General features: G+C 73.8%; 22 protein-coding genes. 14 read left to right on the forward strand and 8 right to left on the reverse strand.

The window, feature by feature from the left end:
• Positions 1-3: 3 nt before the first annotated feature.
• Genes D1J60_RS02480 through D1J60_RS02510 form a run of 7 tightly spaced genes read left to right on the forward strand, consistent with a single transcriptional unit; the run spans position 4 to position 7,748 of the window.
• Positions 4-1,029 (forward strand): SDR family oxidoreductase, encoded by a 1,026-nt coding sequence (locus D1J60_RS02480; RefSeq protein ID WP_125819944.1) that lies wholly within the window; start codon positions 4-6, stop codon positions 1,027-1,029.
• Positions 1,017-2,300: a DUF4910 domain-containing protein gene (locus tag D1J60_RS02485; protein ID WP_125819945.1), complete on the forward strand. Its 1,284-nt coding sequence runs from the start codon at positions 1,017-1,019 to the stop codon at positions 2,298-2,300. Before D1J60_RS02480 ends, D1J60_RS02485 begins: the two co-directional genes overlap by 13 nt.
• Positions 2,297-3,634, forward strand: a complete 1,338-nt coding sequence (locus tag D1J60_RS02490) for a hypothetical protein (protein WP_125819946.1) — start codon at positions 2,297-2,299, stop codon at positions 3,632-3,634. The genes D1J60_RS02485 and D1J60_RS02490 overlap by 4 nt, the downstream gene beginning before the upstream one ends.
• Positions 3,631-4,578, forward strand: a complete 948-nt coding sequence (locus tag D1J60_RS02495; RefSeq protein ID WP_125819947.1) for a glycosyltransferase family 2 protein — start codon at positions 3,631-3,633, stop codon at positions 4,576-4,578. The genes D1J60_RS02490 and D1J60_RS02495 overlap by 4 nt, the downstream gene beginning before the upstream one ends.
• Positions 4,575-5,858: a polysaccharide pyruvyl transferase family protein gene (locus tag D1J60_RS02500; protein ID WP_125594685.1), complete on the forward strand. Its 1,284-nt coding sequence runs from the start codon at positions 4,575-4,577 to the stop codon at positions 5,856-5,858. Before D1J60_RS02495 ends, D1J60_RS02500 begins: the two co-directional genes overlap by 4 nt.
• The gene (rfbC, locus tag D1J60_RS02505) at positions 5,855-6,406 is read left to right on the forward strand and encodes a dTDP-4-dehydrorhamnose 3,5-epimerase (protein ID WP_125819948.1); all 552 of its coding nucleotides are present in this window, start codon (positions 5,855-5,857) and stop codon (positions 6,404-6,406) included. The genes D1J60_RS02500 and rfbC overlap by 4 nt, the downstream gene beginning before the upstream one ends.
• A 7-nt stretch (positions 6,407-6,413) precedes the next feature.
• Positions 6,414-7,748 (forward strand): glutamate-1-semialdehyde 2,1-aminomutase, encoded by a 1,335-nt coding sequence (locus D1J60_RS02510; protein WP_125819949.1) that lies wholly within the window; start codon positions 6,414-6,416, stop codon positions 7,746-7,748.
• Positions 7,749-7,802: 54 nt separating this feature from the next.
• Here D1J60_RS02510 and D1J60_RS02515 read toward each other — a convergent pair whose 3' ends face one another.
• The 4 genes from D1J60_RS02515 to D1J60_RS02530 all read right to left on the reverse strand — a co-directional run bounded on the left by D1J60_RS02515 (position 7,803) and on the right by D1J60_RS02530 (position 11,486).
• Positions 7,803-8,477, reverse strand: coding sequence for a phosphatase PAP2 family protein (locus D1J60_RS02515; protein WP_125594682.1), 675 nt, complete (start codon positions 8,475-8,477; stop codon positions 7,803-7,805).
• Positions 8,478-8,572: 95 nt separating this feature from the next.
• Positions 8,573-9,313 (reverse strand): class I SAM-dependent methyltransferase, encoded by a 741-nt coding sequence (locus D1J60_RS02520; RefSeq protein WP_125819950.1) that lies wholly within the window; start codon positions 9,311-9,313, stop codon positions 8,573-8,575.
• Between the two features lie 273 nt (positions 9,314-9,586).
• Positions 9,587-10,282, reverse strand: a complete 696-nt coding sequence (locus tag D1J60_RS02525) for a response regulator transcription factor (protein WP_125594680.1) — start codon at positions 10,280-10,282, stop codon at positions 9,587-9,589.
• A complete protein-coding gene (locus D1J60_RS02530; RefSeq protein ID WP_241253111.1) occupies positions 10,242-11,486 on the reverse strand; it encodes a sensor histidine kinase in 1,245 nt (414 codons plus the stop codon). The genes D1J60_RS02525 and D1J60_RS02530 overlap by 41 nt, the downstream gene beginning before the upstream one ends.
• Positions 11,487-11,770: 284 nt before the next feature.
• Between D1J60_RS02530 and D1J60_RS02535 the strand changes: the two genes are divergently transcribed.
• The 6 genes from D1J60_RS02535 (at position 11,771) to D1J60_RS02560 (ending at position 17,676) form a co-directional block, all read left to right on the forward strand.
• A complete protein-coding gene (locus D1J60_RS02535; RefSeq protein WP_125819952.1) occupies positions 11,771-12,508 on the forward strand; it encodes a peptidoglycan-binding protein in 738 nt (245 codons plus the stop codon).
• A 44-nt stretch (positions 12,509-12,552) separates the two neighbouring features.
• On the forward strand, positions 12,553-13,077 hold the full coding sequence (locus D1J60_RS02540; protein ID WP_125819953.1) for a hypothetical protein: 525 nt from the start codon (positions 12,553-12,555) through the stop codon (positions 13,075-13,077).
• Between the two features lie 5 nt (positions 13,078-13,082).
• The gene (locus tag D1J60_RS02545) at positions 13,083-14,069 is read left to right on the forward strand and encodes a penicillin-insensitive murein endopeptidase (RefSeq protein WP_241253523.1); all 987 of its coding nucleotides are present in this window, start codon (positions 13,083-13,085) and stop codon (positions 14,067-14,069) included.
• Between the two features lie 117 nt (positions 14,070-14,186).
• Positions 14,187-15,863: an FAD-dependent oxidoreductase gene (locus tag D1J60_RS02550; protein ID WP_125819954.1), complete on the forward strand. Its 1,677-nt coding sequence runs from the start codon at positions 14,187-14,189 to the stop codon at positions 15,861-15,863.
• 26 nt (positions 15,864-15,889) lie between these two features.
• Entirely contained in the window at positions 15,890-17,326 is a 1,437-nt protein-coding gene (locus D1J60_RS02555) for an ATP-binding protein (RefSeq protein WP_125823821.1), read from the forward strand.
• Positions 17,323-17,676 carry a UBP-type zinc finger domain-containing protein gene (locus D1J60_RS02560; RefSeq protein ID WP_125819955.1) on the forward strand — a complete coding sequence of 118 codons (354 nt, stop codon included), beginning with the start codon at positions 17,323-17,325 and terminating at the stop codon, positions 17,674-17,676. Before D1J60_RS02555 ends, D1J60_RS02560 begins: the two co-directional genes overlap by 4 nt.
• On the opposite strand, the gene D1J60_RS02565 is transcribed toward D1J60_RS02560, so the two are convergent.
• Together D1J60_RS02565 and D1J60_RS02570 are read right to left on the reverse strand one after the other, a co-directional pair.
• Positions 17,585-18,547 (reverse strand): aldo/keto reductase, encoded by a 963-nt coding sequence (locus D1J60_RS02565; RefSeq protein ID WP_125819956.1) that lies wholly within the window; start codon positions 18,545-18,547, stop codon positions 17,585-17,587. The two genes, D1J60_RS02560 and D1J60_RS02565, sit on opposite strands and share 92 nt — an antisense overlap.
• Before the next feature lie 15 nt (positions 18,548-18,562).
• Complete coding sequence (locus D1J60_RS02570; RefSeq protein ID WP_125819957.1) at positions 18,563-19,483, reverse strand: NAD-dependent epimerase/dehydratase family protein; 921 nt, start codon at positions 19,481-19,483, stop codon at positions 18,563-18,565.
• A gap of 70 nt (positions 19,484-19,553) precedes the next feature.
• On the opposite strand from D1J60_RS02570, the gene D1J60_RS02575 reads away from it, so the two are divergent.
• Positions 19,554-20,456, forward strand: a complete 903-nt coding sequence (locus D1J60_RS02575; protein WP_125819958.1) for a LysR family transcriptional regulator — start codon at positions 19,554-19,556, stop codon at positions 20,454-20,456.
• A 28-nt stretch (positions 20,457-20,484) separates the two neighbouring features.
• Here the strand turns inward: D1J60_RS02575 and D1J60_RS02580 are convergent, their stop codons facing one another.
• Together D1J60_RS02580 and D1J60_RS02585 are read right to left on the reverse strand one after the other, a co-directional pair.
• Complete coding sequence (locus D1J60_RS02580) at positions 20,485-20,970, reverse strand: dihydrofolate reductase (RefSeq protein ID WP_125819959.1); 486 nt, start codon at positions 20,968-20,970, stop codon at positions 20,485-20,487.
• Positions 20,967-21,764, reverse strand: coding sequence for a thymidylate synthase (locus D1J60_RS02585; RefSeq protein ID WP_125594670.1), 798 nt, complete (start codon positions 21,762-21,764; stop codon positions 20,967-20,969). The genes D1J60_RS02580 and D1J60_RS02585 overlap by 4 nt, the downstream gene beginning before the upstream one ends.
• Positions 21,765-21,783 lie beyond the last annotated feature (19 nt).

A 21,783-nucleotide genomic window follows, 5' to 3' on the forward strand; every position in this document is an offset into this window, starting at 1 on the left:
ACCTTGCGCGTACTGCTGACCGGACACCAGGGCTACCTGGGCACCGTGATGGCCCCGGTCCTCACGGCCGCCGGCCACGAGGTCGTCGGCCTGGACTCCGGCCTGTTCGCCGACTGCCTGCTGGGCCCGCGGCCCGCGGACCCGCCGGGGCGGCGGGTGGACCTGCGCGACGTCACCGCCGAGGACGTGGCCGGGGTGGACGCGGTGATCCACCTGGCCGCGCTGTCCAACGACCCGCTGGGCTCGCTGGCGCCGCAGCTCACGTACGACATCAACCACCACGCGTCCGTGCACCTGGCCCGGCTGGCCCGCGACGCGGGCGTGCGGCGCTTCCTGTACGCCTCCACGTGCTCGGTCTACGGCGCCGCCGGCGGAGACGCCCTGGTGGCCGAGGACGCCCCGCTGCGCCCGGTGACCCCGTACGCGGAGTCGAAGGTGCGGGTGGAGGACGACCTGCACGAGCTGGCCGACGGGGACTTCAGCCCGGTGTACATGCGCAACGCCACCGCCTTCGGCTACTCCCCCAGGCTCCGCGCCGACATCGTGGTGAACAACCTGGTGGGCCACGCCCTGCTGTCCGGCGAGGTGCTGGTGATGTCCGACGGCACCCCGTGGCGGCCGCTGGTGCACGCCGCGGACATCGCGCGGGCCTTCACGGCCGCGCTGGAGGCGCCGCGCGAGGCGGTGCACGACGAGGCGTTCAACATCGGCAGCGAGGCCAACAACGTCACCGTCGCCGAGATCGCCGGGCAGGTCGCCGACGCGGTCGCCGGATCCAAGGTGGTGATCACCGGGGAGACCGGCGCCGACCCGCGCTCGTACCGGGTGGACTTCTCCCGGTTCCGCGCCGCGGTGCCCGGCTTCGCGTGCGCGTGGACGGTGAAGCAGGGCGCGCTCGAACTCGCCGACGCCTACCGCGAGCACGGGCTGACCCGGGACTCCTTCGAGCAGCGCTTCACCCGGCTGGCCGTGCTGCGCGCGGCGACCGGGGCGGGCACGGTCGACGACACCCTGCGGTGGCGCCGGTGACCGCGCCCGGCCGCGAGATGCACGCCCTGGTGGAGCGGCTGTACCCGCTGTGCCGGAGCATCACCGGCGACGGTGTGCGCGCGACCCTGGACATCGTCGGCGAGTACGTCCCGCTGGAGGTGCACGAGGTGCCGACCGGGACGCGGGTCCTGGACTGGACGGTGCCGCAGGAGTGGAACATCCGGGACGCGTACGTCGCCGACGCGTCCGGGAAGCGGGTCGTCGACTTCGCCGCGTCCAGCCTGCACGTGCTCGGCTACAGCGTGCCGGTGTCGGCGGTCATGCCGCTGTCCGAGCTGCGCCCGCACCTGCACACCCTGCCCGACCACCCGTCCTGGGTGCCGTACCGCACCAGCTACTACACGCCGGAGTGGGGGTTCTGCCTGGCCCAGGAGACCCTGGACGCGCTGCCGGACGGGGAGTACGAGGTGCGGATCGACTCCACGCTCGCGGACGGCCACCTCACCTACGCCGAGCACGTGGTCCCGGGGCAGGTCTCCGACGAGGTGATCGTCTCCTGCCACGTCTGTCACCCCTCGCTGGCCAACGACAACCTGGCCGGCATCGCGGTGGCGGTCTTCCTGGCCCGGGCGCTGGCGGAGCGGAACCCGTACTACACCTACCGGTTCCTGTTCGCGCCCGGCACCATCGGGGCGATCACCTGGCTGGCCCGCAACGCGGAGCGGATCGACCGCGTCAGGCACGGCCTGGTGCTGGCCTGCGCCGGCGACCGGGGGCAACTGACGTACAAGCAGAGCCGGCGCGGTGACGCGGAGATCGACCGGGTCCTGCGCCACGTGCTGGCCGCCTCCGAACGCCCGCACAGCGTGAAGGAGTTCACCCCGTACGGCTACGACGAGCGGCAGTTCTGCTCGCCGGGCTTCGACCTCGGGGTGGGCTCGCTCAGCCGCACCCCGTACGCGGGGTACCCCGAGTACCACACCTCGGCGGACAACCCGGACTTCGTCACCCCGGAGGCGATGGCGGACACCCTGGCCCTGTGCCAGGAGGCGTTCGCCGTACTGGACCGCAACCGGCGGTACCAGAACCTCAGCCCGTACGGCGAACCGCAGCTGGGCCGGCGCGGTCTGTACGAGTCGCTCGGCGGACGCAGCGACGCGAAGGAGGCCCAGATGGCCATGCTGTGGGTGCTCAGCCTCTCCGACGGGGAGCACAGCCTGCTGGACGTCGCCGAGCGGTCCGGGCTGGCGTTCGACACCGTGGCCGCGGCGGCCGGCGCGCTGCACGGCGCCGGGCTGATCAAGGAATGACGCCCGTGCCCACCGAGGGGGAAGAGACGACGGCACCGGCGGCGCCGGCGGCCACGACGGCACCGGACGCGGACACCGCCCCGGGGACCGCCAAGCGGGCGGTCCTCGGCCGGCTGTCCTGGGGGCTCGCCGACCAGGCGGCGTCCAGCGTGTCCAACTTCGCGGTGGGCATCTACGTGGCGCGCTCGCTGGGGCTGGCCGCGTTCGGCGTGTTCAGCCTGGCCTGGGTGACGTACGGGGTGGTGCTCAGCGTCTCCCGCGGGCTGGCCACCGACCCGCTCGTGGTGCGCTTCAGCGGCGTGCCGGAGGCGTCCTGGCGCGGGGCGGTGGCCCGGTCGGCGGGTACCGCCCTCGGCGTCGGCGCCGCCATCGGCGCCGTCTGCCTGGTCGCCGGTGCGGTGCTCGGCGGGGTCGTGGGGACGGCGTTCGCCTGCCTCGGCCTCGTACTGCCGGGTCTGCTGCTCCAGGACGCCTGGCGGTACGCGTTCTTCGCCGCCGGGACCGGGCGCAAGGCCTTCGTCAACGACGTGGTGTGGGGCGTCGCGCTCGTCCCGGCCATGGTGGTCGCGGCGCGGGTGGGCAGCGTGGCGGCGTTCGTCCTCGCCTGGGGCGTGTCCGCCGCGGTGGCCGCGGCGTACGGCTGCTTCCAGTCGGGGATCGGGCCCCGCCCGGCCGGTGCCCGCGCGTGGGTCCGCGACCACCGCGACCTGGGCTACCGGTACCTGGCCGAGAACACCTGCGTCAGCGGCGCGAGCCAGCTGCGGGCGTACGGGCTCGGCGCGATCGTCGGGGTCAGCGCGGTGGGCGTGGTCCGGGGCGCCGAGCTGCTGCTCGGACCGTTCCTCGCCGTGCTGATGGGGCTGTCGCTGGTCACGGTCGCCGAGGCGGCCCGGGTGCTGCGGCGGGCCCCGCACCGCCTCGGCGTGTTCTGTCTCCTGCTCGGCGGCGTGCAGGCCGTCGCCGCGCTGCTCTGGGGCGCGGCCCTGCTGCTGGTGCCGGACGGGCTCGGCGGGCTCGTCCTCGGCGACGTCTGGGAGGGGGCCTCGCAGCTGATCGTGCCGGCCACGCTCGGCGTCGCGGGCGCGGGCCTGGGCACCGGCGCGGCGGCCGGGCTGCGCGCGCTCGGCGCGGCCCGGCGCAGCCTGCGCAGCCAGTTGTTCGCCTCCGCCTGTTACGCCGCGGGCGGGCTCGGCGGTGCCGCCCTGGCCGGCACGGTCGGCTCGGCCTGGGGGGTCGCCGCCGCGACCGCCTGCGGCTCGGCCGTGTGGTGGCTGCACCTGCGGTCCGCCCTGCGCGAGCGCACGCATTCGATCCGCGAAGTGAGGACCTCATGAACGACCGTCCCAGGCTGAGCATCGGCCTGCCCGTCTACAACGGCGAGGAGTACCTCGCCGAGTCGCTCGACGCCCTCCTCGGCCAGACCTACGAGGACTTCGAGCTGGTCATCTCCGACAACGCCTCCACCGACGGGACCCGGGACATCTGTCTCAAGTACGCCGCGCGGGACTCGCGCGTGCGCTACCTGCGGCTGCCCCGCAACATCGGCGCCGCGCCCAACCACAACCACGTGTTCGCGCAGTGCCGCGGCGAGCTGTTCAAGTGGGCCTCGCACGACGACCTGTACGCCCGGGACCTGCTGGGGCGCTGCGTGGAGGCGCTGGACGAGCGGCCGGAGGTGATACTCGCGCACAGCGGCCAGGCCGTCATCGACGGCGACGGCCGGGTGAAGGTCCCGTACGAGTACGGGATCGCCACCGGCTCGCCGAGCGCGCCGGAGCGCTTCCGCAGCTTCCTGTTCGAGCCCGGCGGCGACGACTTCTACGGGGTGATGCGGGCCGACGTGCTGCGCCGGGTGAAGCCGCACGACAGCTACCACCACGCGGACCGCACGTTCGTCGCCGAGATCGTCCTGAACGGGCCCTTCCACCAGGTGCCGGAGCTGCTGTACTTCCGCCGCGACCATCCCTCGCGCGCCGAGCGGGCGAACCCGGACAAGCGCTCGCGGTGCGTCAACCTGGACCCGCGGCGGGCGGGCGTGCTGCACCCGACGCCCCGGCTGCTCGCCGAGTACGTCCTGGGGTTCCTCGGGGCGATCGGGCGGGCTCCGCTGTCGGCGGCCGACCGGCGGGCCTGCTACCGCCACCTGGCGGTGTGGATGGCCAGCCGGGCCCGGCCGGGGGCCGGCGAGCGGGTCGAGGACCGGGCGCCGGTCGTCCCGGCCCGGCTCGCGGTCTCCGTCGACGAGCTCGTCGCCGGGCGCGAGGGGAGGAGGGCGTGAGCGCCGCGGGCGGATCCCCGGTGCGGGTGGGGGTGTTCGGGCTGCTCGGCTCGGGGAACCTCGGCAACGACGGGTCGCTGGAGGCCGTGCTCGGGTACCTGCGCGGGGCGCACCCGGAGGCGGCCGTGGACGCCCTGTGCGGCGGGCCCGAGGTCGTCTCGGCCCGGTACGGGATCCCCGCGACGCGGCTGCACTGGTACCGGGGCGAGTACCGGACCGCGTCCCGGGCGGGGGCGGTCGCCGGCAAGGGGCTGGGCAAACTGGTCGACGTGCTGCGCACCGCGGCCTGGGTGCGCCGGCACGACGTGGTGATCGTGCCGGGCATGGGCGTCCTGGAGGCCACGCTCCCGCTGCGGCCGTGGGGCTTCCCGTACTCGCTGCTGCTGCTCTGCGCGAGCGGGCGGCTGCTCGGCACCCCGGTCGCGCTGGTCGGCGTGGGCGCCGCCCCGATCGCCGACCGGCCGACCCGGGCGCTGGTGCGCTGGTCGGCCCGGCTGGCCGCGTACCGGTCGTACCGGGACGGCCTGTCCCGCGACGCGATGCGGGAGATGGGCGTGGACACCTCGGGCGACGAGGTCTACCCCGACCTCGCGTTCGCCCTGCCGACGCCGCCGGCGGGTACGCCGGCGGACGCTCCCGCGGACGCGCCGGGGGTGGTCTGCGTGGGTGTCATGGACTTCCACGGAGGCAACGACGACCGGGCGCGGGCCGAGGAGATCCACCGGCGCTACCTGGAGGGGACGACCCGGTTCGTCCGGGCGCTGGTCGCCGAGGGCAGGCCGGTCCGGCTGCTCACCGGTGACGCGTGCGACGCCCCGGTGGTCGAGGCGGTCCTCGAAGCGGTGGACTCGCCGCTGGTCACCGCCGCCGGGGCGGACTCGCTGGAGGGCCTGATGAAGGAGGCGGCGGCGGCCGACGCCGTGGTGGCGACCCGCTACCACAACCTGGTCTGCGCGCTGAAGGCCGGCACCCCGACGCTCGCGCTGAGCTACGCGGCGAAGAGCGACGCGCTGATGGCCCGGATGGGACTGGACGCGTTCCGCCACCCGGCCCGCGCGGTCGACGCCGACCGGCTGCTCGGCCAGTTCCGGGAGCTGGAGGCGCGGTCGGCCGAGCTGCGGCGGACCCTCGCCGAGCGGAACCTGGCCGCCGCCCGGCTCCTGGAGGACCAGTTCTCCGCCCTGACCGCGGCCCTGTTCCCGGCGGCCGGCCGTGCCGCCCGGGGCCGGGCCCGCACCCCCGGCCACGCCCACGCCCACGCCACGCGGGAGACCCGATGAAAGCGACCGAAGTCCCGGCGATCGCCGGCGCGTACCTGTTCGAACCGACGCCGTACGCCGACGAGCGCGGCTTCTTCTGCCGCACCTTCGACGCCGAGGTGCTCCGCTCGGTGGGCCTCGACCCGCAGGCGTTCGTCCAGGACAGCGTGTCCCGTTCGGTGCGGGGCGTGCTGCGCGGGCTGCACCTGCGCTCCGGCGCCGGCGAGGCCAAGCTGGTGCGGTGCTCGTACGGGAGCGTCTTCGACGTGGTCGTGGACCTGCGCCCGGACTCCCCGACGTACCTGGGACGGGCCTTCTTCGAGCTGTCCGGCGAGACGCAGGCGACCGTGTACATCCCGGCGGGGTGCGCGCACGGCTTCCAGGCGCTGACCGAGACCGCCGACACCTCGTACCGGATCGACCGCCCGCACGACCCCGCCGAGGACGTGACGATCGCCTTCGACGACCCGGAGCTGGCCATTCCGTGGCCGCTGCCGGCGACCCTGATGTCCCAGCGGGACCGGGAGGCTCCGAGCCTCGCCGAGGTCCTGAAGCAGAACGAGAGCTGAGGCCGGCGTGGACACCGAAGACATCCGAGAGTTCGCGCTGCCACGGTCGCGGGCGGCGAACGAGCGGCTGCACGCCCTGGTCCCCGGGGGCGCGCACACCTACGCCAAGGGCGACGACCAGTACCCCGAGGACCTGGCGCCGGTCATCAGCCACGGCCGTGGCGCCCACGTGTGGGACGTGGACGGCAACCGCTACGTCGAGTACGGCTCCGGCCTGCGGTCGGTCAGCCTCGGGCACGCCCACCCGCGCGTGACGGAGGCCGTACGGCGCGAACTCGACCGGGGCGGCAACTTCGTACGCCCCTCGGTCGTGGAGGTCGAGGCCGCGGAGCGCTTCCTCGCGACGGTGCCGACCGCGGAGATGGTGAAGTTCGCGAAGAACGGCTCCGACGCCACGACCGCCGCCCTGCGCCTCGCCCGCGCCGCGACCGGGCGCCGGCGGGTGGCGATCTGCGCCGACCATCCGTTCTTCTCCACGGACGACTGGTTCATCGGCACCACGCCGATGTCCGCCGGCATCCCGGACGAGGTCAACGAGCTCACCGTGACGTTCCCGTACGGCGACCTGGCGGCCACGGAGGAGATCCTCAGCCGGTACCGGGGCGAGGTCGCGTGTCTGATCCTCGAACCCGCCACCCACAGCGAGCCGCCGCCCGGATACCTCGCCGGACTGCGCGCACTGGCCGACCGGCACGGCTGCGTCCTGGTCTTCGACGAGATGATCACCGGGTTCCGCTGGTCGGAGGCGGGCGCCCAGGGCCTGTACGGCGTGGTCCCGGACCTCTCCACGTTCGGCAAGGCGCTGGGCAACGGCTTCGCCGTCTCCGCGCTGGCCGGGCGCCGCGAGCTGATGGAGCGGGGCGGGCTTCGCCACTCCGGCGACCGGGTGTTCCTGCTGTCCACCACGCACGGCGCGGAGACGCACTCCCTGGCGGCCGCGATGGCCGTGCAGGCCGCCTACACCGAGGAGGGCGTCACGGCGCGGCTGCACGCCCTCGGCGAGCGGCTGGCGGCCGGGGTACGGGAAGCGGCGGCGGGCATGGGCGTCGGTGACCACGTGGTCGTCCGGGGCCGGGCCAGCAACCTGGTCTTCGCCACCCTCGACGGGGACGGGCGGCCGTCGCAGGAATACCGCACCCTGTTCCTGCGCCGGCTCCTGGCGGGCGGGGTGCTGGCCCCGTCGCTCGTGGTGAGCAGCGCGCTCAGTGACGCCGACATCGACCACACCGTCGACGTGGTGGCCCAGGCGTGCGCGGTGTACCGCAAGGCGCTGGACGCCGGCGACCCCGGTCCCTGGCTGGGGGGACGGCCGGTCAAGCCGGTGTTCCGCCGCCTGGCGTGAGGTGGATTGAGGTGGGCTGAGTCGGGGCGGGGCGGCCGGCGGGGCGGCGTGGTGTCAGCGGCGCCCGCGCCGGCCGCCGTCGGCCGCCCGGTCGACCAGCCACGCGGTCGCCGGGACCACCGCCAGCGCGGTGCACCAGCCGCCCAGCACGTCGGTCGGGTAGTGGGCGCCCAGGGCGACCTGTGCCCAGCCCATGGCGGCGCCGGCGAGCAGCGCCGCGGCGAGCACGAGCGAGGTGCCGGCCGTCCTGCCGAGGCCGAGCCGGCCGGTCGCCAGCAGCGCGGCCACGAGGGCGAGCGCGGTGGCGAAGGCGGTGTGCCCGCTCGGGAAGGACAGGTTGCCGCCGTGGATGGTGCGTCCCACCACGGACTTGAGCAGCGTCGCCGTCCCCACGGCCAGCGCGGCCCCGGCCACGACGAGCACCGCCGCACGGGGCCTGCGCAGCAGCAGGCAGCCCGTCACGGCGGCCCCGACCAGCACCGCGGCTCCGGCGGGCTCCCCCAGGAAGTCGGTGGCCAGGGCGACGTACCGCCAGGAAGGCCCCACCCCGTACAGCGCCGTCCCGATCCGCTCGTCCATCGCGCCGGGCTCGCCGGCACCGGCGTACAGCACCCCGAGCCCGAGGACGACCAGGGCGGCGAGGACGGCGATCAGCCCGAGCCACGCGCGTAACGACGGGGGCACCACCGCGGGAGCCGGCCCGCGGTCCTTCTGCAGGATTCCAAACACGCCAAAACCCTAACCAACGGCGCGTTCCCCCGGGCGGCATCGGCGAAACCGGCATGCGGCCGCGCCGCGGGCCGGGCCGGGGTCCGCCACGTCGGTCAGGCCGTGCAGCGGATCATCGTCAGCGGGCGGTTGGAGGTGTAGTCCGCCCAGTACTCCTCGCCGAACTCCTCCAGGCCGGTGTCCGAGACTTCGAGGGTGACCCACTCGATGCCGCTGAACCCGGCCGCCTTCAGGGTCTGCTCGTACGTCGTCCGGGAGGGCACGGTGGCCTCGAAGGAGACCGGCGGGTCGAGCAGCGCGGTGAGCCGGATGCCGACGCCGATCTCGTTGTCCTTGCCGGTCGGTTCGAGCAGGAACCCGTACTTCTCCAGCGACGGGCCGCCGAAGTCGTAGCCGGGGTCCTGCACGAACAGGTGGAACGCGGCACCGGCGACGAGGCTGCGCCGGATGTTGCGCATCATCCGCTCGATCTCGGCGACGTCGCCCGCGTAGTTGAACGCCTGCACGGCGACGGCCACGTCGAAGGGCTCGTCGAACTCGCGCAGGGCGGCCGTGTCCGCGACCTCGTAGTCGATGCCGAGCGGACGGGCGTCCTCGATCGCCTTGGCCGCGTCGACCATCGCGCCGGAGATGTCGAAGCCGAGGACGCGGGTGGCGCCGCGGCGCTTGAGCTCACGGCTGTAGAAGCCGGTGCCGCAGGCGATGTCGAGCACGGACTTGCCGGTGACGTCGCCGACCAGGCCGAGGAAGCCCGGTACCTCGGCGTAGCGGATGATGGGCAGGGTCTTGAAGCCTTCGAACGCTTCGCCGATTCCGTCGTACAGCTGACCACTCATCGCGTGGTTCCCCCATCGTTCTGTGGCGTCGGCTCCCATGACGAGCCGCGGCCCCCGGCGGGAAGTCTGCTGCGTGGGCGACGGGACTTCGTACTGACGGAACACACGAACATGCCGGTCACGTCACCGAGGTGCGCACAAGGGCACGCGACCCCCAACGGGCCCGCCGAGCAGCGGGATTGGGGCGCCCACGGCTTCCGCTTCCACCCTGATGATCAAGGAACGGGGCGGGCCGCGGGCCGCCCCGCCCTTCCGTTTCGGCCCGGCGAGGGGTCAGCAGGGGTGACCGACGGGCCTCCCCGGAACCACCAGTCCGGCTTCGTACGCGACGGCGACCGCCTGGGCACGGCTGCGCAGGCCGAGCTTGGTCATCGTGCGGTGCAGGTGGGTCTTGACGGTGGCCTCGGTGACGACGAGTTCGGCGGCGATCTCGTCGTTGCCGAGCCCCCTGGCCACCAGCCGCAGCACATCCTGTTCCCGGTTGGTGAGCAGCGCCAGGGTGCGGTCGTCTCCGCCGGGGCCCTCGGTGCGCGCGCTGTAGGCCTCGATGAGGCGCCTGGTGACGGCGGGCGCGAACAGCATGTCGCCGCCGGCGATCGTGGTCACCGCGGAGATCAGCCGCTCGGGCGGGGTGTCCTTGAGGAGGAAGCCGCTCGCGCCCGCGCGCAGCGCCGCGTACACGTACTCGTCCACGTCGAAGGTGGTGAGCACGATGATGCGCGACCGGGTGCCCTGCTGGCCGGCGAGGATGCGTTCGGCCGCGGTGATGCCGTCGATGCCCGGGAGGCGGATGTCCATGAGGATCACGTCGGGCCGGTGGGCCAGTGCGGCGGCCACGGCGGACTCGCCGTCCGAGGCCTCGGCGACCCCGGTGAACCCGGGTGCGGCGCGCAGGAGTGCGGCGATGCCTCCCCGGATCAGGTCCTGATCATCGACAACGAGCACGTCCGTCACTGTCGTCCCCCTCATGTCCGGTCGCGGCCGGGCGCCATGCGTCCTCCGGGAGCTCCGAGCCGGTCGGAAGGGAGAGGCGGACCTCGAATCCCCCTTCACTCGAAGGCCCGGCGGACAGCCTGCCGCCGCAGATCCTCACCCGTTCCCGCATGCCGATCAACCCGTGCCCGGAACCGGGGGCGGGGATGGCCGGTTTCCCCTCGCCGCCGTCGTCGCGCACCGAGACGGTCAACCGGTCGGCCAGATAGGCGATCCGCACCTCCACGCGGGCGCAACGGGCGTGTTTCACCACATTGGTGAGGGCCTCCTGGAGTACCCGGTAGGCACACACCTCCAGGCCCGGGTCGAGCTTGCGCGGCACTCCCGTTGTCCGTATGTCGACGCTCACCCCCGCCGCCCCGACCCGCCGAACGAGCTCCTCCACCCGGCTGAGTTCCGGCAGCGGGCCGAGCGGCGCGGACGAGGGGTCGTCCTCCGGGCCCAGGTCGACGCGGAGCACGGTGAGCAGCCTGCGCAGTTCGCCCAGGGCGTCGCGGCTGGCGCCGGCGATCGTGGTGAGTGCCGAGCGGGCGGTGGCGGGGTCCGAGGCGAAGACGTAGTCGGCGAGACCGGCCTGGACGGAGATCACCGACATGTGGTGGGCGACCACGTCGTGCAGCTCGCGCGCGATGTGGATCCGCTCGTCGACCACCGCGCGCCGGGCCCGCTCGCGCTGCTCGTGGGCGAGCGCCGCCGCGAGTCTGACGAGTTCGGCGTTCTGCAGGGCGACCTGCCGCCGTCCGCGGCCGAAGACCAGGCAGATGACGGGGACGATCACGGCCTGTCCGAGGACCAGCAGCGGGCTGAGGCCACCCGCGAGCCCGCTGAGCAGCACGGTCGCCGCGGCGAGGCCGGCGCCGGGCACCGACACCCGCAGCGGGCACCGGGACGCCGCGTTGACCAGGGCGACGGGTATCGCCCACCAGTTCAGCGACGGCTGGTGGCCGGCGCCGAGGTAGAGCGAGTACCCGAGGCAGCAGAGGGTCAGCGCCGTCATCGGCCGTGCCCGCCGGACGACGAGCGGCAGCGCCGTGAGGCAGGTGAGCAGGTACGCCAGGACGTCGAACGGCGCCCAGTCGCCATGGGGGTACTCCTCCCCCGCCACGCACCCACCCACCGCCAGGACGACGGGGAGCGCGCTGTCGAGGAGGACCTGCCGCAGGCGTGACCGGGTGCTCATCGCTGGAAGGTATGCGGATCCGGCGGGTGCGTCGTCCACCGTGGGGTTGATCTGCGCGGGGCGGCGGGGCGGGGCCCGCCGGGTCAACCCGGGGGTGTGCCCCGGACGTCAACCGCCGGGTTGAGACGGCCCCGGAGGTCAACTCCTGGGATGACGGAGGCCGTTGCGAAGCTCAAACCGTCAGCGGACGTCCGGGCGGGGGGCCCGCTCCTAGCCTTCAGACCGTCAGATCCGGCAGCCACCCGGGACCCGAAGGTCCCGGTGGCCCTCTCGAGGAGCCCCGAGTGAGACCGATTTCCGCTGCCCGAATACCGTTCCTGGCCTCCGGGGGTGCGACGGCGGCCCTGCTCGTCACGATGCTGGGCGCGCACGACGCGAACGCGGTCGACCAGGTCCGCGTGGAACAGTCCAACCTGGCGGGGCTGGGCTACCTGGCGGCGGACCGGGTCGACGGGGTCGACGGCCCCGCCACCCGGTCCGCGCTGCGGGACTTCCAGGGCGACAACGGCCTCGACGCGGACGGCAAGTACGGCGCCCGCAGCGAACTCGCCCTGCACCGCCAGGTCGAGGCCGTCCAGGCCAGGGCCGGGGTCTCGGCCGACGGTGTCTTCGGCACCGGCACCAGGTCGGCCGTCAAGCGGTGGCAGAGCGCCCACGGGCTCGGCGCCGACGGGACCGCGGGGCCGGCGACGATGTCGGCGATGGGACTGTCCCGCACCGTCAGGATCGCGGCGCAGAGGCAGTTCGGCGCGCACGGCTGGACCGTGGCGGCGCAGTTCGGCTGCCTGAACGACCTCTGGAACGGCGAGAGCGGCTGGCGGGTGTACGCCACCAATCCGAGCAGCGGCGCGTACGGGATCCCGCAGGCGCTGCCGGCCACCAAGATGGCGAGCGCCGGCGCCGACTGGAAGACCAATCCGGCCACCCAGATCAAGTGGGGCCTGAAGTACATCGACGACCGGTACGGGACGCCCTGCAACGCCTACAAGGCCTGGAAGTCCCGCTCACCGCACTGGTACTAGCCCTTCTCCGCACGAACCCGAACACAGCATCCGAGGAGTCCACCATGCGCACCCTGCACCGCTTCGCCCTGACCGCGGGCGCCATCGGCGCGGCCACCGTACTGGCCCTGCCCGGCAACGCGTTCGCCGTCTCCAAGCTCTCCCAGTCGCAGGCGGCCGCCCAACTGCGGGCCGCCGGCGTCACCTGGTCCTCCAGCGGCCGGTGCACGGACCGGCAGAACCCCACCTGCACCTCCTTCGAGCAGATCAACCAGGCCTCCGTCACCGGGCTCAAGACCCTCAAGAGCGCGAGCGGGTGCGCGTTGAACGTCACCGGGGGCACGGAGGTCGGCCACGACAGGACCTTCCGGTACAGCCACGAAAAGGGCTACAAGGTGGACATCGGCACGCCGAACGACTGCCTGAAGAACTACATCGAGCGCAGCTTCACCCGCCTCGCCCCCCGGGGCACCCACCCCCGCTACCGGTCCTCGGCGGGCAACGTCTACACCTGGGAGAAGAACAAGTACCACTGGGACATCACCTTCTGCGACGGCGTCGCGGCCTGCACGGCCGAGGCGAGCCGGTGACCGGGATGCGTCTGTCCCGCGCCTCCCGCAGGGCGGCCGCCCTCCTGGTCCCGGCCGCCGTCCTGATGGCCCTGGCCGGACCCGCCCAGGAGTCCCTCGCGTACGGGCGCGCCCAGTACCCCGCGCAGTCCGCTGGCAACCGGGGCACCGACGTCCTGGCCCTCCAGCGGCTGCTCGCCTCCCAGGGGCAGTCCGCCCCGGCCGACGGGGTGTTCGGGGCGTCGACCACCGCCGCCGTCAAGCGCTTCCAGGCCTCGCACCGGCTGGCCGCCGACGGCATCGTCGGCGCGGCCACCTGGGCGGCCCTGGCCCCGACGCTGAAGGAGGGTGCCTCGGGACCGGCCGTGTCCGCCCTGCAGAGCGAGCTCAACGCCAAGGCCGGGGCCGGCCTCGGCGTGGACGGGAAGTTCGGCGCCGGGACCAGGGCGGCGGTGCGCAGGTTCCAGACCGCGGCGGGGCTGGGGGCCGACGGCGTCGTGGGCCCGGCGACCTGGAAGAACCTGCTCTGGCACTACGAGCGCGTCACCTTCTCCGGCAACAACCTGTGCGACCAGAACCCGGACGGGAACAAGACGGCGAACTGGGGCACGGCAGCGGCCGTCGCCCAGCTGGAGGCCGCCGGACGCGCCTTCGCGTCGGCCGGCCGCGGCCGGGTACCGGTGGGCGACCTCGGGCTCGAACTGGGCGGGAACATCCCTGGCCACGCCAGCCACGAGCAGGGCCTGGACGCCGACCTGTGGCCCGTCCGCGACGACGGCGCGCAGTGCACCGCCGCCCGCATCACGTGGAAGTCCGCCGCCTACGACCGTGCGGCCACCCGCCGGCTGGTCCAGGAGATCCGGCGGGCCGCACCCGGGCACGTCAAGACCGTCTTCTTCAACGACCCCCAGCTGATCTCCGAGGGCCTGACCACCTCCTGGGCGGGCCACGACAACCACCTGCACGTGCGCTACTGCGAACCCGCCCACCCCAGCGCCGCCTACCGGTGCTGACCGCGCCCCTCCGGAGGAGAACACCTCCGCACCGGGGGTAACGGGGGAAACAGGCCGCTCCGGGGCGCTCGCCGCGCCCCGGAGCGGTCGTGGGCCGGCGAACATACGATGGGCCGTATGGCACAGGCCGTGGAGAGCACGCGGACCGTCATCCTGACCGTGGACGACGACCCGGGCGTTTCCCGCGCCATCGCCCGTGACCTGCGGCGCCGCTACGGCGGCGGGTACCGGGTCGTGCGTGCCGAGTCCGGCGAGTCCGCGCTGGAGGCGCTGCGCGAGCTGAAGCTGCGCGGCGACCTGGTGGCCGTGATCCTCGCCGACTACCGCATGCCCCGGATGAACGGCATCGAGTTCCTCGAACAGGCCCTGAACGTGTACCCGGGCGCCCGGCGCGTACTGCTGACCGCGTACGCGGACACGAGCGCGGCGATCGACGCGATCAACGTGGTCGACCTCGACCACTACCTCCTCAAGCCCTGGGACCCTCCGGAGGAGAAGCTCTACCCGGTCCTGGACGACCTGCTCACGGCCTGGCGGTCCAGCGACCACCGGCCGGTGCCCGCAACCAAGGTGGTCGGGCACCGCTGGTCGGCCCCGTCCTCGCGGGTGCGGGAGTTCCTGGCCCGCAACCAGGTGCCGTACCGCTGGTACTCCTCCGACGAGGCCGAGGGCCGGCGGCTGCTGGAGGCGGCCGGGGCCGACGGGCAGCGCCTGCCCCTGGTGGTCACTCCGGAGGGCACGGCGCTGATCGAGCCGGAGCCGGCCGAGCTGGCCGCCCACGTGGGGCTCGCCACCACCCCGGCGGCCGAGTTCTACGACCTGGTGGTCATCGGCGGCGGCCCGGCCGGGCTCGGCGCGGCGGTGTACGGGGCCTCCGAGGGGCTGCGCACCGTGCTGGTCGAGCGGTCGGCGACGGGCGGGCAGGCCGGCCAGAGCTCCCGCATCGAGAACTACCTCGGCTTCCCGGACGGCGTCTCGGGCGCCCAGCTCACGGAGCGCGCCCGCCGCCAGGCCGCCCGCTTCGGCGCCGAGATCCTCACGGCCCGCGAGGTCACGGGCCTGGAGGTCAAGGGGCCGGCCCGGGTGGTCCGCTTCTCCGACGGTTCGGCGGTCGCCGCGCACAGCGTGATCCTGGCGACCGGGGTCTCCTACCGGCACCTGGGTGCGCCCGGCTGCGACGAGCTGACCGGCCGGGGGGTGTACTACGGCTCCTCCCTCACGGAGGCGGCCTCCTGCGCCGGGCAGGACGTGTACATCGTCGGCGGCGCGAACTCGGCCGGGCAGGCGGCGATGTACCTGGCGCGGGGCGCCGGGTCGGTGACGCTGCTGGTGCGCGGGGAGTCGCTGACGGCCTCGATGTCGTACTACCTGGTCCAGCAGATCGAGGAGGCCCCCAACATCAGGGTGCGCACCCGGACCGTCGTGGAGTCGGCGCACGGTGACGGCCACCTGGAGCGGCTGGTGCTGCGGGACGTGGACAGCGGGGTGACGGAACCGGTCGACGCCCAGTACGTGTTCGTGTTCATCGGCGCGGCCCCGCTGACCGACTGGCTGGACGGCACGGTGCTGCGCGACGGGCACGGCTTCATCCTGGCGGGACCGGACCTGACGGCGGACGGCCGGCCGCCCGCGGGGTGGGAGCCGGACCGGCTCCCGTACCACCTGGAGACCAGCGTCCCCGGCGTGTTCGTGGCGGGCGACGCCCGCGCCGAGTCGGCCAAGCGCGTCGCGTCCGCCGTGGGAGAGGGAGCCATGGCCGTCATGCTCGTCCACCGGTACCTGGAGCAGTCGTGAACGGGCCGGGCGGCGGCGGGCAGGTCATGCCCTGCGCGCCGCACGAGATCGCGTCCCTGTTCCTGTTCGAGAAGCTGTCCCCGGAGCAGCTGGGGCGGCTGTGCGCCGAGGGGCGGGTGGAGCGCTTCGAGGCGGGTCCGGTGTACGCCGAGGGGGATCCCGCCACCTGTTTCTACGTGATGATCGAGGGGACCGTCGTCCTGTCGCGGCGGGTGGGCGGCGACGACGTCGAGGTGAGCCGTACCTCGCAGCGCGGGGTGTACTCGGGGGCGATGCAGGCCTATCTGGGCGACCGGGTGCCGCAGACATACACCAACTCCATGCGGGTGACGGAGCCGACGCGGTTCTTCGTGCTGCCGGCGCAGTCGTTCGCGGACGTCATGCGGGAGTGGTTCCCGATGGCGGCGCACCTGCTGGAAGGGCTGTTCTTCGGTTCGAAGAACACCCAGCGGGCCATCGGGCAGCGCGAACGCCTCCTGGCGCTCGGTTCGCTGTCCGCCGGGCTCACCCACGAGCTGAACAACCCGGCGGCGGCGGCCGTCCGGGCCACCGCCGCGCTGCGCGAGCGGGTCGGCAAGATGCGGCACAAGCTGGCGCACATCTCCCAGGGCCGCTACTCGGGCGAGGCCATCGCCGATCTCATCGAGATCCAGGAGCGGACGGTGGAGCGGGTCGCGAAGGCCCCGGCGCTGAGTCCGCTGGAGGCCTCCGACCGGGAGGACGAGCTGGCGGACTGGCTGGAGGACCACGGCCTCCCGGAGGGGTGGCGGCTCGCGCCGGTCTTCGTGCAGGCCGGGCTGGACGCGGACTGGCTGGACCGGGTCGCGGCGGCCGTGGACGGCGCCCTGCTGCCGGCGGCGATCGGCTGGCTCGGCTACACGGTCGAGACCGAGCTGCTGATGGGCGAGATCGAGGACTCCACCGCGCGCATCTCCCACCTCGTCGACGCGGCCAGGCAGTACGCGCAGCTCGACCGGGCCCCGCACCGGGTCGTGGACGTCCACGAGCTCCTGGACAGCACGCTGGTGATGCTCTCCGGGAAGATCGGGCCCGGGGTGCGGGTGGTGAAGGAGTACGACCGGTCGGTGCCGGACGTGCCCGCCTATCCGGCCGAGCTCAACCAGGTGTGGACGAACCTGATCGACAACGCCGTGTCCGCCATCGCGGAGACCGGCGGCGAGGGCACGCTGACGGTCCGCACGGCGCGGGAGGGGGACCGGCTGCTCGTGGAGTTCCGCGACACCGGGCCCGGGGTGCCGGCCGAGATCCGCAGCCGCATCTTCGACCCCTTCTTCACCACCAAACCGGTCGGCGAGGGCACCGGGCTCGGTCTGGACATCTCCTGGCGGATCGTGGTCGGCAAGCACCACGGCAGCCTCCAGGTCGAGTCCGTCCCCGGCGACACCCGTTTCCAGGTGCTGCTGCCCCTGACACCGCCGGACACCCCCGAGGAGAGCACATGAGCGAGATCGCCGGGATCGACCCGAGCGCCGCGCCTTCCGGCACGGGCTGCGTGGAGTGCGAGGAGGTGCACGGCTGGTGGTTCCACCTGCGCCGCTGCGCCCAGTGCGGCCACATCGGCTGCTGCGACTCCTCCCCGGCCCAGCACGCCACCGCCCACTGGAGGGCCACCGGTCATCCGCTGGTGCAGAGCTTCGAGCCGGGCGAGGACTGGTACTGGAACTACGCCACGAACGCCCTGTTCCAGGGCGGCCCGGAGCTCACCCCGCCGACCGAGCACCCGCCGACGCAGCCGGCGCCGGGCCCTCCCGAGCGGGTCCCGCCGGACTGGACGAGCCGGCTGCACCCCTGAAGGCGTCCAGCCGCGCCAGCTCCTCGCCGGTCAGCGTGAGCTCCGCCGCCGCGGCCGAGTCGGTGATGGAGGCCGGGCGGCCGGCTCCCGGCACCGGGATGACGGCCGGGGACCGGGCCAGCAGCCAGGCCAGGGCGACCCGCTGGGGGCTGACGCCGCGCTCGGCGGCGACGCGGTGGAACGGGGTGCCGGCGGAGGTGGCGCCCGACGGGCCGTCCAGGGAGCTGCGCGAGATGCCGCCGAGCGGGCTCCAGGGCAGGAAGGCCAGTCCCAGCCGGGTGCTCAGCCGCAGCTCCGCCTCGCCGTCGCGGACGGCCGGTGAGTACCGGTTCTGTACGCAGACGAGTCCGTCGCCGAGGATCCGGTGGGCCTGGAGGATCTGGGCGCGGGAGACGTTGGAGATGCCCGCGGCGCGGATCGTGCCGGCGTCGAGCAGTTCGCGCAGCGCGCCGACGGACTCCTCCCAGGGGACGGCCGGGTCGGGCTTGTGCAGCTGGTAGAGGCCGATGGCGTCGACGCCCAGGCGCCGGGCGGAGGCTTCGGCGGCGCGTCTGAGATGGGCGGGGGTGGCGTCGACGGTCCAGCTGCCGTCTCCGGGGCGTCCCCGGCCGCCCTTGGTGGCCACCAGGACGCCCGAGGTGTCGCCGCCGTAGCGGGCCAGGGCGCGGGCGATCAGCCGCTCGTTGTGGCCCTCCTCGCCGGCGTGCCAGTGGTAGCTGTCGGCGGTGTCGATGAGCGTGACGCCGGCGTCGAGGGCGGCGTGGACGGTGGCGACGGCCCGTGCCTCGTCGGGGCGGTGCTCGATGGACAGGGGCATGGCGCCGAGGCCGACGGCGCTGACGGTGTGGTGGCCGATGGTGCGGTACCGCATGGTGGCTCCGTTCGCTCAGGCGGTGAGGGCTTCGGCGACGGCCCCGGGGAGCCAGTCGGCGGTGCGGGAGAAGCGGAAGCCGAGCTCCTTGGCGCGGGTGTTGCTCATGGCGTAGTGGCGGTCGAAGGAGAACGGGGAGGCGTCCGCGCCCGCCGGGACGGTCCGCAGGACCGGCTCCCGGCCGGTCCGGGCGGCGACGACGGCGGTGAGGCCGTGCACGTCGAGCGGGCCGTCGGAGCAGGCGTTGACGGGGCCGGTGAAGTCGGCGGCGGCCGCCCACAGCAGCACGTCGGCCAGCTCCTCGTGGTGGATGAAGACCGTGGGCCGCGGCCGGGCGTGCACGGCGATCTCCTCGCCCCGGCTGACGCGGCCGGTGTAGTGCGCCAGCCGGCCGGTGAACTCCAGTGCGCCGCCGCCGAGCACGTGGGCGCTGCGTACGCTCGTGAACGCGAAGCCGCCGGCGGCGGTGAGGACGGCCTCCGCCTGGCGCTTGCCCTCGGCGTAGTGCTCCTCCAGGTACACGGCGTCGTGCCAGGGCAGGTCCGTGGCCACCCGCCAGGCGGCCGGGTCCACGGCCGACTCCGGAACCGGTGTCCCGGCGGGTACGGCGGGGAGGGCGGCCGTGGCGGGGTCGTAGACCTCGATCGTGGAGGTCATGACGTAGCGCCGGGTACGGCCGGCGAAGGTGCGGGCGGCGATGGCGGCCTGCACGGGGGTGTAGCAGACCTGGTCGACCACGACGTCGAAGGTGCGGCCGTCGAGCGCGGCCCTCAGGGCGCTCTCGTCGTTCCGGTCGACGACGAGGTGCTCGACCCCCTCGGGCGGCGGGGTGGAGCCCCGGTTGACCACGGTGACCCGGTTCCCGGCGGCGTGCAGGCGCTCGACCAGGAGCCTTCCGAAGTAGCGGCTTCCGCCGATGACGATGATCTTTTGCATGCCCTCATCGTGGAGGCCTATCGTCACCAGCAGAAGTCATGATCTGCTGATCGCGTATGAAGGAAAACTGTTGATCGACGTACAGCGGCTCCGCGTCCTGCGGGCGGTAGCGGAGCACGGCAGTTTCAACCGGGCCGCCGCGGCCCTGCGCCTGACGCCCTCCGCCGTCTCCCAGCAGATCGCCGCGCTGGAGCGCGGCCTCGGCGCACGGGTGGTCGACCGGAGCACGCGCGGCGTCACCCTGACGCAGGCCGGGCGGATCATGGTCGGCGCCGCCGAGACCGTCGCGGCGGAGCTCGAGCACGCGCGGCGGCAGGTCGACCGGCTGGGCACGGGCCGTACCCGGCTCACCGTGGCCACGTTCACCAGCGGGGGCAGACTGCTGCTGCCGGCCGCGCTCGCCCGGCTGGCGGCGGAGCACCCCGGCACCGTGATCCACATCAGGGAGGGCGAGCCCGAGGACACCCTGCCGCTGGTCCGCCAGGGCGCCGTGGACCTCGCCCTCGCCTACCGCTTCGACGGCCCGCTGCCCGGCGGGCCCGGGGCCGGCTCCGGCTCCGGCCTGGAGTGGACCCCGCTCATGGAGGACCCGCTGTACGTGGTCCTGCCGCGGGAACACCGGCTGGCCGGGCGCGGGGCCCTGGACCTCTCCGAGCTGGCGGACGAGCCCTGGGTGCTCGGCTGCCTGCGCACCGAGGCGTACCTGCGCCGGTACGCCTCGATCGCCGGATTCGATCCGGAGGTGCGCGGGACCACCACCGACTACTTCTTCGCGCGCTCGCTCGTCGCCGCGGGCATCGGGGTCTCGCTGATCCCCTCCATCGCGCTGGGCCCGGAGGTCCCGGGCCTGTGCGCGGTCCCGGTCACGGCGCCGGGCCCGGTGCGGCACATCGGGGCCGCCGCCCGCGGCGGCGGCCGGCCCCTGGTGACGGCCCTCGTCCGGGCCCTGCGCGAGGAGGCCGGGCGGCTCTAGGGCGGCCCGCCACCGGGGCCCCGTGGCGCTAGCGGGTGTACCGGCGGATGCGGTAGCGCAGCCCGGACGTCGAGGTGCGCCAGGCGTCGTCCGCGCCGGCGGCCCATTCCGGGCCGGGTACGGGGGCGTGGGTGTCGCCGTCCACCTTCGCGTCGATCTCGGTCACCGAGAGCACCGTGGCGTGCTCCAGGGCGGCCCGGTAGATCTCGCCCCCGCCGATCACCCACGTCTCGCCGGCGCCGGCCGCCAGCTCCAGGGCCTCGGGAACCGAGCCGGCGCGCAGCGCGCCCTCGGCCCGCCAGTGCGGGTCGCGGGTGACGACGATGTTGCGCCGGCCGGCGAGCGGGCGGAAGCGCGGGGGCAGCGAGTCCCAGGTCTTGCGGCCCATCACCACGGGGTGGCCGAGGGTGGTGGCCTTGAAGTGCGCCATGTCCTCGGGCAGCCGCCACGGAATGGTGTTGCCGGCGCCGATGACGCCGTCGAGGGTCTGCGCCCAGATCAGTCCGACGGTCATACCGCCACCGGTGCCTTGATGGCCGGGTGGTGCCGGTAGTCGAGCAGCTCCACGTCGGAGTAGGCGTAGTCGAAGATCGAGTCGGCCTGGCGCAGCTTCAGCCGGGGGAAGTCGTACGGGGTGCGCGAGAGCTGCTCGGTGACCTGTTCGACGTGGTTGTCGTAGATGTGGCAGTCGCCGCCGGTCCAGATGAAGTCGCCCGGTTCGAGGCCGGTCTGCTGCGCCACCATGTGGGTGAGCAGGGCGTAGCTCGCGATGTTGAACGGCACGCCGAGGAACAGGTCCGCGCTGCGCTGGTACAGCTGGCAGGAGAGCTTGCCGTCGGCCACGTAGAACTGGAAGAAGGCGTGGCACGGGGCGAGTGCCATCCGGGACAGCTCGGAGACGTTCCAGGCGGAGACGATCATCCGGCGGGAGTCCGGGTCGCGCCGGAGCGTGTCGAGCACCTCGGTGATCTGGTCCACGTGCCGGCCGTCGGGAGTGGGCCAGGACCGCCACTGGACGCCGTAGACCGGTCCGAGCTCACCGTCGGCGTCGGCCCACTCGTCCCAGATGGTGACGCCGTGCTCCCGCAGCCAGCCGACGTTCGAGTCGCCGCGCAGGAACCACAAGAGCTCGTACACGATCGACTTCAGGTGCACCTTCTTGGTGGTGACCAGGGGAAACCCCTGGGAGAGGTCGTAACGCAGCTGGTGCCCGAACACGCTTCGGGTGCCGGTGCCCGTCCGGTCGGCCTTCGCCGTCCCGGAGGTGAGCACATGCCGCAACAGGTCTTCGTACTGGGTGTCCGCCACAACCGTCGAGTCTACGATT

This window comes from Streptomyces sp. W1SF4 (assembly GCF_003950035.1).
Classification (GTDB): domain Bacteria; phylum Actinomycetota; class Actinomycetes; order Streptomycetales; family Streptomycetaceae; genus Streptomyces; species Streptomyces racemochromogenes.